The following is a 13,681-nucleotide window of genomic DNA, read 5'->3' as shown; positions in this document are numbered from 1 at the left end:
ATATACTTTAGATGATTTGTTCAGAAATTTCTTCCCATTCTAACATCTTATTTTCTAAATCTTGTTGCGCTTGATGATAGTCATCCAAATCCTTCTGCGATTGGTTCCCATCGGCCATATGCGCTTCTAATTTTGCAACCTTCTCTTCTAAAGTTGTAATATCAGCTTCGATTTTCGATAATTTATTTTTTAAACGTTTTTGTTCCTTTTCTTCTTCAAAAGATAATACACGTTTTGCTTGTTCAATTTTAACCTCAACCGGCTTTTCTTCTTTTGGAGCAGCTAAGATATTTCCTTTTTCAATCTCACGGAAGTTCCCCGCTTTTACTTCAGCCAAGTAATCATCAATACCTGATAAATACTCTTTCACTTGACCATTACGGAAATCAAATACTTTATCCACTAATCCTTCTAAGAATTCACGGTCGTGAGAAACTAAAATTAATGTTCCCGTATACTTTTGTAATGCTTTTTTCAACAATTCTTTTGAAACGATATCCAAGTGGTTCGTCGGCTCATCCATAATTAACACGTTAAATGGACGTAATAATAATTTACATAAAGCTAGACGATTTCTTTCTCCCCCCGATAATACCGAAACTTTTTTATCCACCGCATCACCACCAAACATAAACGCTCCTAAATAATCACGAACATGTTTACGTGTTTCTTCAGTCGCCGAATTTTCAGCTTCTTCTTGTACGGTTAATTTATCGTTTAGAACATGGGCTTGATTTTGAGCAAAATATCCAATTTCAACATTATGTCCATGTTTAATCATACCTGTATACGGTTGTTCACCGATTATACAACGCGATAAAGTTGTTTTTCCTTGCCCATTTTGACCAACGAAAGCAATTTTCTCTCCACGATTAACATAAAATGAAACGCCATCGAATACTTGATGATCACCAAATGAAACACCCACATTATCTAATTCAAAGATAATTTTCCCCGGTTGAATAGCGTCTACAAAACGAATATTCATTTTCGTTACATCATCACTCTCAACTTCAATACGCTCAATTTTATCTAACTTTTTGATTAACGATTGAGCCATCGAAGCTTTATTGGCCTTTGCACGGAATTTAGAAATTAAATCCTCTGTGTGCTTAATCATTTGTTCCTGATTCTTTTGTGCCTGTTCTAACTTAATGCGACGATCTTCGCGTAACTCTAAGTATTTAGTATAATTGGCTTTAAAATCAGAAATGTGACGGTTCGCAATTTCAATGGTACGGTTAGTCACATTGTCTAAAAATTGACGGTCGTGTGATACCAATACAACTGCACCTGCATAATCTTTTAAGAATTCCTCTAACCAAATAATCGAATCGATATCTAAGTGGTTGGTCGGCTCATCTAAAAGCATCACATCATGCTTTTGTAAAAGTAATTTGGCTAATTCGATTCGCATACGCCATCCTCCTGAAAACTCATCCGTAGGACGGTGAAAATCAGAATTTTTAAATCCTAATCCACCTAAAATCTGTTCGATTTCAGCATCTTTTGTGTACCCTCCTAATAAGCCAAATCGATCAGTTAGCGTTGAAATATCTTCAATTAATTTTGCATATTCATCCGATTCATAATCGGTACGTTCTGCTAATTCTTTGTTCACAAAATCTATACGCTCTTGGATTTCGACCAATTGCTCGAAGGCAGAATCAGCTTCTTGCCAAACGGTACGACCTTGTACGAAGTCGATGTCCTGTGATAAATATCCTACCGTAACTTCTCCTTCATAGATCACCTCCCCTTCTGAAGGTTGATCTTGTTTTGATAATATTTTTAATAAAGTTGATTTTCCAGCTCCATTTTTACCAACTAAACCTACTCGGTTTCCTTTGTTGATACGAAATGAAACATCTTCAAATAAATATTTTCCTGAAAAATAAACTCCTAAATTCTGTACTAATAACATTTTGCAAAAGTAATTGGTTTTTTTGCTTTATAAAATTTTTACTTCGATGTTGTGCGAAAAGACAACCAATAAAATAGACCTGATAGCCCAAATGAAACGATAACAGGTAAGAGATAAGCGATCATCAATTGTTTTGAGAGCAATGAAATCGGGGATAATTGAATCCAATTCAAATAATGGATTATTCCTAATACAATGGAAATGATTAAAGGGATATTCCAATTCCATCGTTTTTTATACGCCATTACGAATAGAATAATATAATTAATCCCTATCGCAACAAACCCCAATACAATTTTAAAAATGATTAATTTTTGTAATGCGCTTGATATCCCAAAACGATCTGATTTATTTGCAAAGTAGGCGAAGCTTTCCTTTCCCATCGAACTAATTAATTCTAACAATTCGATATTTCCTAAAAAATACAATTGTTTACTTCCTAGCATCAGAAACAATCCAGCTAAGAATTGAAAGATGATATGATTAATTTTCATTTTTCATTAAGGTATAAAATCGAGCAATATCTGCCTCTGGTGTGATTGGTTTTCCATGCTCTAAATAATTGTATAATTCTTCGACCATAACCGGAGCGAGCATAGTCCCACGTGTACCCATCCCATTCAAGCAAATCAATTGGTGGTAATATGGATGTGAACCAATAAGGGGACGGCGATCGGACACTGTTGGACGAATGGATGCTTTTTGGTCAATTACTTCAATTTCATCTTTTAGAAATTGTTTTAAACCTTGTAGTAAATTTTCTTTTGCAGATTCGGTAATTTCATAATCTACATGGTCACGATCATACGTTGCTCCTACAAAATATTCTTGAGAGGCCAATGGCATTAAAAACTCTTTTGCTTTCACCACCGCATTGGGTAAATGTGCATTTGTTTTCACTCGAAGCACTTCACCTTTAACACCGATTACAGGCAATTGATTGAACCAAGGATTCTTTTTAATATGATAACCTTCTGCAAAAATGATTTTCTTCGCATGTATATTTTTATAGCTAATGCCATTATCGTTCAATTCCAATAAAGAATAATCAAACGATTCATCTAAACATAAGTCATGAGCCAGTAAATAGGATTTAAAATTGGATAATAAATTAGAAAGGTCGATTCGGCCTGTATGCATCACTTCTCCCGTTCCTAAAGGTTGATTAATATTTTCAAATGCATTCAACGCATTAAAATCTTGAGATAAGAAATCCTTTAAATCTTCACGATTAGATTTTTTCAACCAAGTTTTCTTTTCATTTTCATCGTTGAAAATTCGATAGACCGGAAACTCAAAATCATATTTTTGGTTTAATAATTGCTCAAAGGAATGAAAAACTTTTTTTAACTTTTTGATTTGTTGTTGAGCATTCCAAACAACAGCAAAACGTTTTAAAACAACGGGATTATAAATTCCGGCAGCTATTGCAGAAGCTTTATGTGCATTATCATCAATAACAAGAAACGATTTATTGTTTTCTAACAATTGCAAAGCCATACAACTACCTGCAACACCTTGTCCAACGATAATATAATCTACAGTTTTCAAATTATAAACTTTTAAAACACAAAGTTAAGAAAGTAGAACCGACTAAGAACAACTATTACTAAAGTAACACTTATATTATGATCTATGTATTTTACATTTTATCCATTTTTCTGATAATATCCGTCTTAATCCCTTTTATTCGAAGCGACCATTGGTCCGTAAGGGTTTTCGATTATCCAAGATTTCAGAAATTGGTTTTGTTTTTTGTATCCTTCATCATATGGACATTTATCGATGATAAAACTATATTTGATGATATTTTATTGGTTCTCCTTGGAATTTGTACCTTGTATTTGGCTTGGGTGATTATTCCATATACACCGATTGGTAAGACCATGATTGATCGTGTAGATCCACATCCAGGAGAGAAACCATTAAATTTACTAGTTTCGAATGTTTATCAAGACAATCAACAATATCACCGATTGGTGAAACTTATCAATACATCACAACCTGATATTTTGTTCTTATTAGAAACAAATAACGCTTGGATGGAAAATATTCGTGAGGCTACAGATCAATTTGAATATAAAATAGAAGTTCCTTTAGAAAATACCTATGGATTATTGTTTTATTCGAAACTTCCCATACTACATCATGAGGTAAATTACCTTATAAGTGAAGAGATTCCATCTATTGTTGTAGATATTCAATATAACAATGAAATTGTACGCTTATATGGATTACATCCAACTCCTCCTGTACCACAAGAAAATGAAGAGAGTACAGAACGTGATGCTGAAATATTAATAACTGGTAAAGCCGCTAAAGAATATGGAAAAGCCTGCATTGTATTTGGGGATATGAATGATGTGGCATGGAGTAGAACGACACGATTATTCCTTAAAACATCACAAATGTTAGATCCTCGAAGAGGACGTGGTATGTACAATACATTTCATGAAAAATACTGGTTCTTACGATGGCCATTGGATCATTATTTCTTAAGCTCACAATTTCGTGTAGTAGATATGAAAATTGAAGAATCCGTAGGATCGGATCATTTTCCAATTTCAATTTCTGTTGTGATTCGAAAAGATGATACTTCTGGCGAAATGAAATTAGATGCCGATGAAAAGCAAGAAGTCGAAGAAAAAATAGAAGATGGCATCGAAAAAGGGGATGCTAACTAATCAAAGATAAAAAGGATGGCCTATGGTCATCCTTTTCTATTCAATCTCAAGAAATACTAATCCTGTGGCTTCAATTCGCGTCCCAAAAAGAGCAGTTTCAGCAGCATTTTTGGAGTATTTAAAACTATTGTTTGTACATCTTTAAACTGAATCAATTCCTTCGATTGAATTAGCTTATAGGTCCCTGTTGAACGATTATAAATATACACAGGGAATTCTCCATCATTATACATCGATTTGCCATTTTCTAATAACGTAACCACATTGATATAGATCGAATCTACAAATGCTTGCAGTGAAGGTTTATCTTTTTGTTCATGTTCGGAAAATGGTACAACTACCATTGGTGATGAACTCGGTGCTAACCCTTTATTCTTACGGAGAAGTAATTAATGGGATAACAAGAAATAATGTTGGTATTCATTTTTTCATGTAGTAGGATATGAGTGGATTAAATGTGAATAAAAAAATCCTGTTCAGTTTACTGAACAGGATTTAATTTTATGAATAAAGTATCTAATTAGTAATTCCACATATCAGACTCTTGTTGAATAATAGAGTTTCTGATTCTGTTGTGTTCCTCTAATTGAGATTTTGCATCGTCTGGAATATACTCACTAATCGCTTTAACCCCTACTGTTGTTTGAGCTTTGTAAATGATTGAAGAGAATCTTCTTGCATTTAAAACCTCATCGTAAGTAATTTGTGAAGATGAGTTCTTAGGATTAAAAATCGTATAGTTAGAAAGTTCTTTACGAGCATCTGGATACCAAATCCAGAATAACGGGAACATTTCGTCACTTTCGATACCCGCCATACGCGCTTGAGTCGTCTGTGCTTGGATATCTTTTGATAATAATGCTAATCCTAATAAACGGTATTTCAATTCACCTAAACGACGGTCGATGTACCATAATCCTTTTACTTGAATCATACGCACGTCTTCGTTGTGTAATTGGTGTTTTAAAATTCCTTCCCCTTCAGCTGGAGTTTCTCCATTAGCCTCTAAATCGTCTAAGAATGCTTGATCAACTTCCACAAACTCTAATTTGCTTACAATTTGATCATAATCCAATCTTTGAGTGAATTCGTCAGTGGCATATACCTCTTTGATTCGACCTTCTTTCATTCCGTCCATCAATACCTCGTAAAGAGATTTTGAGTTTTGAATGATTTCGTCTCCTTTTTTAGAATATGGCTGATTTAAACGCTCTTTAAGATCAATCGTTTCCCAAACTACTTTAGACCAGATGATATCCTTGTCTTCAATAAAACCATAAGCTAATGGTTCAGCTTCTGTACTGATAGAATCACCTGCTTCATTAATCACTAATTTGTTAGCTCTTTGCTCTCTTAATTCTTCCGGAGATTTTGCATTTAACACGTTTTGTGCTAATGCAGCGGTAGACATTAAGACTGATAATCCAACTAAAAGATACTTCATATTTCTTTAATTATTTTATAATACTTCGATAGATACAATAGAAGCGTCTCCTGATTGTCCTAAAGAAGATTTGTATTTAATGTTGATGATTGAAATGTTATCACCGCGTTTCGCTTTAGAGATAGAAGAAGCTCCACCTAAGCTGTTACCGTTAACACGTTCAATCGGGCTTCCAGGAACTTTGATGCTGAAAGATTCAACTTCACCTTTAACAGGGAATAAGAAGTCTGGCCAGTCAACACGTACTCTTTGGCTTGCTAAAGAAGCTTGAGGTACTCCTGCGTGTGTTTTCCCCATAACAACACCACGTGCTGGTGGTAATGGTTTAACACGGAATGTTTCACGAACAGTTAAAGTTTTTCCAGAAGAAGCCTTAGCTGATGCTGTAAATACCACTTCGTTTCCAGATCCTGGCATATGGTTCCATCTGTTTGCTCCAGCACCTGATAAGTTACCAGAAGAAGCTGTCATAGAAACTGGTCCATTTGCACCGTTGATTGTCGCAGAAATTGGGTTTTCAACACCACGATAAACAACTCTTAAGTTATCTGCTACGATAGAACCACCTGTAGGGTCTTTCTCAATAATTTCAGCTGCTTTAACATCTAAAGTTTGCGCTACAACTTGGTAAGTTGAAGGTAAGATATCAACTGTTTTAGTTGCTCCTGATGCATCTTTGTACGTTAATTTACCTGTTAATTGGTGAATACCTACAGATCCTGTATTTAATTTAATTGATGCTTTACCATCGACTAAATTCGCTGCTCCAACTGAAGTTTGTACATTACCTGTGATAGAGTTATCGAAAGCTCCTAAAACAACATTTAATGTTGCATCGTCACCAACTTTAACAATACCTGGAGATAAGAACATCCCTTGGAAAGAGTTTAACTCGATCTTTTCTTTTAATTTGTTACCTAATAAATCACGAACGATGTTCCCCTCTTCTGTACGAGCATCTGCTTGTAATTTCGTTAAGTTTGACATAACAGCAACCATAGGTTGTTCATAGAATTTTTCTAATAACCATGATTTCTTTCCTTTTGCTGCTTCTGTTGATAAAACTTGATTAATACGCTTTTTATCACCTTCTTCAATGGCATAAGTTAATAAGAACTTACGGAAGTTTTCCACTTTAGAAACTAACTCTTGAGCTTTAGCGTTTCCTTTGTCTCCACCTTCTCCTTTGAAGAATAATTGCATTACAGGTTCAGAGTTTGCTAACAAATTGTAATCTGTTTCTTCTGCTCCTGGCGTATATTCAGTTCCTTTTAATTCAGTTTTTAAACCTTCAATATAAGTAAAGAATTCATTTGCTTCTTTACGTACTACATTTGCTTTTTCTTCTATTGCTTTATAATCTGGCTCTTCTTGAGCTTTTTTAGAAATATTCGAATAGAAAGTAGTGTTGTTGTCCTCTGCTAATTTTGTAGAAGACTCTAATGTTAAATAAATGCTCTCAAATGATCTTAAAACTTCACGATCTACGTTTAACGCCATCATGGCGATAAATACAAGATACATTAAGTTGATCATCTTCTGGCGAGCACCTCCTCCTCCTGCCATAGTTTATAGTAGAATAAATTAATAATTAATTATGTACAATGATTAGTTGTTGCTTTTCATTGCAGCTAACATTCCACCGTATACTTTGTTTAATGCATTGATGTTAGCAGATAAAGCTTGCATCTCTGTTAAGAATTTTTCTGAGTGACCAGAAGACTTCTGCATTTCTTCGATGAATTGTTTATTTAATTCTACTTGCTTGTTAGAGTTTTCAATTTGTTGTGCATATAATGTATTTAATGCATTTACATTAACTGCTGCTTTAGAAATCTCATCGTTGTATTGTTGAGTAGCTGCTGCTGCTGTCGTCGTTTTGTTGATTTCAGAAACGGCTGCTCCAAAGTTATCTAAAGATGCACGTAAACTTTCAAATACTTGCTTGTCTAATTTAGCTTCTGCTAAAACTTTGTCTAATTCTTGAGTTAAAGAGTTTCCTGCTGCTGCAACTGCTGCTGTTTTCTTAGCAACTGGTGCACCATCTAATAATTCTGGATACGCTTTTTCCCATTCGTATTGTCCTTGTGGTTGATCGAAGATTGCAGCATAGAAGAATACTAATGCCTCTGCAACTAAACCAACTGTTAATAATACGTTACCATTTAATGGTCCGATAGAGATGTGAGTAATTTTAAATAATGCTCCTAAAATTACGATACCTGCGAAAAAACTATAAATAAAATTAGTTATACGTTCTTTCTTACTTGCTTGTACTGCCATGTGTGTGTTAATATTAATTAATTGTGTATAAAATTTATTTTGATTTTCTGTATGTTACTTTCGATCCATCAGGGAAAGGCTGAACAGTTCTGAATCCTACGAAAGAGCGTGCTGAATCTTTGTGTTCAAAATCTCTTGTAGAAACCATTAACATATAACCGATATCTTTCCAAGATCCTCCTCTTACAACCATCTTCGTTTCGTTAGATGATGTAATCGATGGATTTAAAGAAGATGCCATTTGGTACGAAGAACGGTTGTGTGGAGATAAAGTCCACTCTGCAACGTTACCAGCCATATCATAAAGACCGTATCCATTTGGATGGAATGTTTTCACTGGTGCAGTGTACATATACCCTGTTTTCTTCCCTTTTGTAATTTCGATATAATCTCCACGTTTTGGTTTAAAGTTCGCTAAATAACAACCTCTATCGTCCGTTAAGTAAGGACCTCCCCATGGATAAGGTGCATTTTGAATACCACCTCTTGCTGCGTATTCCCACTCGATTTCAGTAGGTAAACGATAACTAATCACTTTAGTTGCAGAAGCGTTTTTCTTTTTCTTTCTATTTAATGCAATGTTATGATATCTTGTACGGAAATCTGCAAATGCATTTGCTTGATTCCAATTCACACCAACTACTGGATAGTTTGCATACGCTGTGTGCCAAAAATAATCTTGGTGCATTGGATCATTATAAGAATAGTTAAAATCTCTTACCCAAACTGTTGTATCAGGATAAACATTAACTTGGAATTCTTTTCTAAAATCAACTTGGAACGTTCCACGTTTTTTAGCAGCAGCCATTTGATCTACGACTACGTAAGAATAGTTTAATTTACGTGTATCAATACGACGCTCACCATTCATACGCTCCTCTGGTGGGAAGTATAAACTTTCCATCACTTCAGTATAATCTACATCTGGGTATTTGTATTTATCCCATTCTAATTTTACATCCCAATTTAACTTACGACCGTCCATTGTATTTCCATCACGACCTGTGTTGGCTTGTTGAATGTATTCGTCGTAAGGAGTTCCTTCTCCATCTTTAGATCCTGAAATGTAAGAGTAAGCACCAATACCAGAGTCAGATCCACCTGGGTTCATTGGATCAAATCCTAATTCTTCTGCTTTAGTTGCTAATGCTGTACGAGCAATAGAATCTTTTACATAATTTACAAAAATCTGATACTCAGAGTTTGTAATCTCCGTATCATCCATGAAGAAACCAGCTACTGATACAGTTTTTACAGGCGCATCATTATTCTGAGTGAAATCATAATCACTTTGTCCTAAAACAAATGATCCTCCAGGAATTGGAACCATTCCCTTTGGACGTGCTGGAGTCCACGCTGTCGATGATTTCGAGGTGATCTGTCCATCATGTTTATTACTGCTACCTCCACTTTTTAACATTTTACATGAAGTAAATGAAAGCGACAGTAATAAAGTACTTACCAAAATTCTATTCATTCTGTTATAGATTTATTTTATACAGGGTTGTAAAACTATTATTTTATTTAAAATTAAACAAATTTAAGTATATATTAACATTTGAAACTACCCTATTGACTTTCAAACAATTAATCAAATCAATAAAACTTTTTGAAATATTTCCACCATTTATAAGGAATTTCTCCCTCTAATGCCTTAGTGTAATCTTGTGATGAGCAAGGTATAATACGATTTCCCTCCCCTTCTTCAGATTCATTTATTTCAATCCACCATTGGTCTGTTTGAATGTTTCTATAAAAAACAAAAACTTGTACATCTGATGGAACAAAAATTTTATCAAAATATTGTGTATCATCAAAATTTTTTCTTTCTGGGCGATGATTTCTTCCATCAACCAAATACCAAATCAATTGACTAACCAATAAATGATCTACTTTTTTATACCGTTCGATATAATTTGATATATATATTGAGGATAAAACGGAACTTAAGCCAATATATTTTGCTACACCACAAATTTCTCTTGAATTAAATCCATTTGGGGTTAAATCTTTAGAAGATTCATAACAATTAGCCTCAATAGATGAGAGATTTATTAAACCGGCATGAGCCTCTCGCGTATAAGGCTCGATTTCTTTTAGGTCTTGATTAATTTGACCTAGACGTAACGCTTCGAAATTTAATTGTTCGATCAAATCCAATTCTTCTTGACCTACGAAATAGGTTTGATAACCAACATGAGTAAAATCCAATAAATTGAGTGGCTCTGAATCAATAATTTTACTTAAATAATTATTATCATTGGCTTGATGCAATGGATTACCAAATCGCATTTTCTCATCCACTGTAAAATAATGTAGATTTTTAATCACCGAGTCATAAGCTCGGTATTGATAAAAACCTAAACTTGGTGAACCTCCTAAAATAATCACAAAAAACTGATCTTTCAGTAAACTTGTAAGCACCTTTTGAAAGGCTTCCCCAGAATCAATTTTATGATCAGAAGCGATGATATCTCCGAAATCGTAAATCGGAATTGTCCAATTCCCTTTTTTTAATTCGTATAATGATGTTCTTAAGAAATTAAAATCCGTATCCTCTTGTTCCTCTGAATTCAACGAACGAAATTCTTGTACCCCTATTAAGGCGATTTTTTCTTTTTGTTTGAATTCATTGGGATCGACTAATACTTCTTTTTCAAAATTTACATTAGCCCCAATACAAAAAGAATTACAAGACTTAGCAAAGTCTTGTAATTCCTTGGTAACAGGTTTAAGAAAATCTGTATACATTATTTTTTCTTCGTTGTTTTTTTAGCTGTTGTCGTTTTTTTAGTGGCTGTTTTTTTGGCTGGCGCTTTTTTAACTGGCGTATGATCCGCAATAATTTTCTCTACATCGGCTAACGTTAAAGCTTCTGGATTTGTTTCTTTAGACATTTCCACTTTAATTTTTCCATGAATTAAATTATAACGTCCCCAACGAGCCTTTTCTAAACGAATTTCTTGCTCAGGCCATTCACGTACAACACGTTCTGACTCTTTGCGTTTTTTATCTTCAATTAATTCGATAATATCTGCTTGTGACAAATGATCGAAATCGTATTTTTTCGGTACATTGATAAACCATTCATTCCATTTAATAAATGGACCGAAACGCCCTTTTCCTTTCGTTACATCATGACCTTCATATTGGGCAATAGGTGCATCAGCTTCTAATTTCTCTTCAATTAGTTGAATTGCATTTTCAAAGGATAGATCTAAAGGATCAATATCTTTTGGGACAGAAATATATTTGTCATCAAATTTCACATATGGACCAAAACGACCATTGTTTACTTCTACAACAAAACCTTTATATTCTCCTAATATTTTTGGTAATTCAAATAATTTTAAAGCTTCTTCTAATGAAATGTTATGAATCGATTGATTTTTTTGCAAACTTGCAAATCGTTTATCCTCATCATCAGCATCACCAATCTGAATCATTGGTCCATAGCGTCCAATACGAGCATGAACTGCTTTTCCTGACGTTGGATCAACACCTAAATCACGTTCACCTGAAGCACGTTCGGCATTCTCTTGAACATCAACAACAATCGAATGAAATTTTTGATAAAACTCATCAATCATCGTTGTCCATTCCACTTTACCTTCTGCTATATTATCGAAACTTTGTTCAACACGTGCAGTAAAATCATAGTTCATTACATTTTTAAAGTAATCCACTAAGAAATCGTTTACTACAATTCCAATATCAGTTGGCATTAATTTACGACGGTCTGCTCCATATGTTTCTGTGGCTGTATTTACTTCTACAGTATCATTTACCAATTGTAAAGTATGATATTGTCTTTGTTTTCCTTCTAACTCTCCTACTTCAACATATCCACGATTTTGGATGGTAGAAATAGTAGGCGCATACGTCGAAGGACGTCCGATTCCTAATTCCTCTAATTTTTTTACTAATGATGCCTCAGTATAACGTGCTGGTGCTTTAGAATAACGCTCAATTCCTTGAATTGAATTGGTGTTTAACACTTCACCTACCGTTACTTTTGGTAATAAAACTTTATCATCATCTGCATCTTCATCATCGTGTGATTCTTGATATACTTTTAAGAATCCATCAAAAACAATCACCTCTCCTTTCGATTGGAAAATGTAGTCATTTTTTTGATTTTCGATATCGATAATTGTACGCTCTAATTCGGCATTTGCCATTTGAGAAGCTACTGTTCGCTTCCAAATTAGTTCATATAATTTTCGCATCGAATCATCGGTAACATTAATCGTATGATTTTCGAAATGTGTTGGACGAATGGCTTCGTGCGCTTCTTGAGCAGAAGTATTTTTGTTTGCGTATTTTCTAATTTCAACATATTTATTTCCATATGCTGATTCAATTTCTGTACGAACAGCTGTTAAAGCATCATCGGACAGATTCACACTATCTGTTCTCATATACGTGATATGCCCTTGCTCATATAATTGTTGAGCAACACGCATCGTACGAGATACTGAAAATCCCAATTTACGAGATGCTTCTTGTTGTAATGTAGAAGTTGTAAACGGAGCAGATGGTGTACGTTTTGCAGGTTTCTTTTGTAAATCTTTTACTTTAAACTCTGCTTGGATACATGTATTTAAAAACGCTTCAGCTTCCTCAAGCGTTTCGAATTCTTTGGTAAGGACAGCCTTTAATTGCTTACTTTCGGCTGTAGAAAATAAAGCTGTAAATCGATAAGATGATGTGGGATTAAAATTTTGGATTTCTTTTTCACGTTCTACAATTAATCGCACAGATACTGATTGTACACGACCTGCCGACAAACCTGGTTTTACTTTTTTCCAAAGTATTGGAGACATTTCAAAACCAACTAAACGATCCAATACACGACGGGCTTGTTGTGCATCAACTAAATTCACATCAATTTGACGTGGATTTTCAACAGCACGCTGAATTGCTTTTTTAGTAATCTCATTAAAGACAATACGTTTAGAGTCTTTTTTATCTAATCCTAACACATTATATAAATGCCAAGAAATCGCTTCTCCCTCGCGGTCCTCATCGGATGCCAACCAAATTGTCTCCGCTTTATCAGACAATTTTTTTAATTTATTCACGACATCCTTTTTATCAGGCGTCACCTCATAAACAGGCTTGTAATCGTTTTCAATCTCAATACCCATTCCCTTCTTAGGTAGATCTACTACGTGTCCGAAACTAGACTCCACAATGAAATCCTTACCTAAAAAACCTTGGATGGTTTTGGCTTTTGCTGGGGACTCAACTATTACGAGATTTTTTGACATATTATCAGCTTAAAATTTTTGCAAAATTAAATACAAAAAAATGAAGCAGCCAAAAAATCATTTTAGGACTGCT

General features: G+C 34.4%; 11 protein-coding genes. 1 reads left to right on the top strand and 10 read right to left on the bottom strand.

Translation table 11 applies throughout. The features are described 5' to 3' along the window. Positions 1 to 7: 7 nt before the first annotated feature. Genes AC1QSP_RS12640 through AC1QSP_RS12630 form a run of 3 tightly spaced genes read right to left on the bottom strand, consistent with a single transcriptional unit; the run spans position 8 to position 3,475 of the window. Positions 8 to 1,924, bottom strand: coding sequence for an ABC-F family ATP-binding cassette domain-containing protein (locus tag AC1QSP_RS12640; RefSeq protein ID WP_484078997.1), 1,917 nt, complete (start codon positions 1,922 to 1,924; stop codon positions 8 to 10). A 38-nt stretch (positions 1,925 to 1,962) separates the two neighbouring features. Next, a complete protein-coding gene (locus AC1QSP_RS12635; protein WP_484078996.1) occupies positions 1,963 to 2,418 on the bottom strand; it encodes a hypothetical protein in 456 nt (151 codons plus the stop codon). After that, positions 2,408 to 3,475 (bottom strand): NAD(P)/FAD-dependent oxidoreductase, encoded by a 1,068-nt coding sequence (locus AC1QSP_RS12630; RefSeq protein WP_484078995.1) that lies wholly within the window; start codon positions 3,473 to 3,475, stop codon positions 2,408 to 2,410. Before AC1QSP_RS12630 ends, AC1QSP_RS12635 begins: the two co-directional genes overlap by 11 nt. 197 nt (positions 3,476 to 3,672) lie before the next feature. Between AC1QSP_RS12630 and AC1QSP_RS12625 the strand changes: the two genes are divergently transcribed. Beyond that, positions 3,673 to 4,608 carry an endonuclease/exonuclease/phosphatase family protein gene (locus tag AC1QSP_RS12625; RefSeq protein WP_484078994.1) on the top strand — a complete coding sequence of 312 codons (936 nt, stop codon included), beginning with the start codon at positions 3,673 to 3,675 and terminating at the stop codon, positions 4,606 to 4,608. Between the two features lie 56 nt (positions 4,609 to 4,664). Here AC1QSP_RS12625 and AC1QSP_RS12620 read toward each other — a convergent pair whose 3' ends face one another. From AC1QSP_RS12620 to topA, 7 genes are all read right to left on the bottom strand, one after another. Further along, positions 4,665 to 4,952 (bottom strand): hypothetical protein, encoded by a 288-nt coding sequence (locus tag AC1QSP_RS12620; protein ID WP_484078993.1) that lies wholly within the window; start codon positions 4,950 to 4,952, stop codon positions 4,665 to 4,667. A gap of 176 nt (positions 4,953 to 5,128) precedes the next feature. Continuing rightward, a complete protein-coding gene (gene porN, locus AC1QSP_RS12615) occupies positions 5,129 to 6,052 on the bottom strand; it encodes a type IX secretion system ring subunit PorN/GldN (RefSeq protein ID WP_322970837.1) in 924 nt (307 codons plus the stop codon). 15 nt (positions 6,053 to 6,067) lie between these two features. Further along, positions 6,068 to 7,618: a type IX secretion system motor protein PorM/GldM gene (gene porM, locus AC1QSP_RS12610; protein ID WP_484078992.1), complete on the bottom strand. Its 1,551-nt coding sequence runs from the start codon at positions 7,616 to 7,618 to the stop codon at positions 6,068 to 6,070. A 42-nt stretch (positions 7,619 to 7,660) separates the two neighbouring features. Beyond that, on the bottom strand, positions 7,661 to 8,335 hold the full coding sequence (gene porL / locus AC1QSP_RS12605) for a type IX secretion system motor protein PorL/GldL (protein ID WP_322970835.1): 675 nt from the start codon (positions 8,333 to 8,335) through the stop codon (positions 7,661 to 7,663). Between the two features lie 34 nt (positions 8,336 to 8,369). Next, positions 8,370 to 9,812: a T9SS ring complex lipoprotein PorK/GldK gene (gene porK, locus AC1QSP_RS12600; RefSeq protein WP_322970834.1), complete on the bottom strand. Its 1,443-nt coding sequence runs from the start codon at positions 9,810 to 9,812 to the stop codon at positions 8,370 to 8,372. Positions 9,813 to 9,931: 119 nt separating this feature from the next. Then, the gene (locus tag AC1QSP_RS12595) at positions 9,932 to 11,086 is read right to left on the bottom strand and encodes an arginase family protein (RefSeq protein WP_484078991.1); all 1,155 of its coding nucleotides are present in this window, start codon (positions 11,084 to 11,086) and stop codon (positions 9,932 to 9,934) included. Further along, the gene (gene topA, locus AC1QSP_RS12590) at positions 11,086 to 13,608 is read right to left on the bottom strand and encodes a type I DNA topoisomerase (protein ID WP_484078990.1); all 2,523 of its coding nucleotides are present in this window, start codon (positions 13,606 to 13,608) and stop codon (positions 11,086 to 11,088) included. The genes AC1QSP_RS12595 and topA overlap by 1 nt, the downstream gene beginning before the upstream one ends. Positions 13,609 to 13,681 lie beyond the last annotated feature (73 nt).

The sequence above is a fragment of the Faecalibacter sp. genome, from assembly GCF_057177045.1.
Note: the sequence above shows the minus strand (reverse complement) of the source record. Positions and strands in the feature narration are given on the sequence as shown.

What these genes read in the sequence shown, in the direction of transcription:
- porL (WP_322970835.1), bottom strand. Translation starts at nt 8,335, where the DNA reads ATGGCAGTACAAGCAAGTAAGAAAGAACGTATAACTAATTTTATTTAT.
- porK (WP_322970834.1), bottom strand. Translation starts at nt 9,812, where the DNA reads ATGAATAGAATTTTGGTAAGTACTTTATTACTGTCGCTTTCATTTACT.
- AC1QSP_RS12635 (WP_484078996.1), bottom strand. Translation starts at nt 2,418, where the DNA reads ATGAAAATTAATCATATCATCTTTCAATTCTTAGCTGGATTGTTTCTG.
- AC1QSP_RS12640 (WP_484078997.1), bottom strand. Translation starts at nt 1,924, where the DNA reads ATGTTATTAGTACAGAATTTAGGAGTTTATTTTTCAGGAAAATATTTA.
- topA (WP_484078990.1), bottom strand. Translation starts at nt 13,608, where the DNA reads ATGTCAAAAAATCTCGTAATAGTTGAGTCCCCAGCAAAAGCCAAAACC.
- AC1QSP_RS12595 (WP_484078991.1), bottom strand. Translation starts at nt 11,086, where the DNA reads ATGTATACAGATTTTCTTAAACCTGTTACCAAGGAATTACAAGACTTT.
- AC1QSP_RS12620 (WP_484078993.1), bottom strand. Translation starts at nt 4,952, where the DNA reads ATGGTAGTTGTACCATTTTCCGAACATGAACAAAAAGATAAACCTTCA.
- porN (WP_322970837.1), bottom strand. Translation starts at nt 6,052, where the DNA reads ATGAAGTATCTTTTAGTTGGATTATCAGTCTTAATGTCTACCGCTGCA.
- porM (WP_484078992.1), bottom strand. Translation starts at nt 7,618, where the DNA reads ATGGCAGGAGGAGGAGGTGCTCGCCAGAAGATGATCAACTTAATGTAT.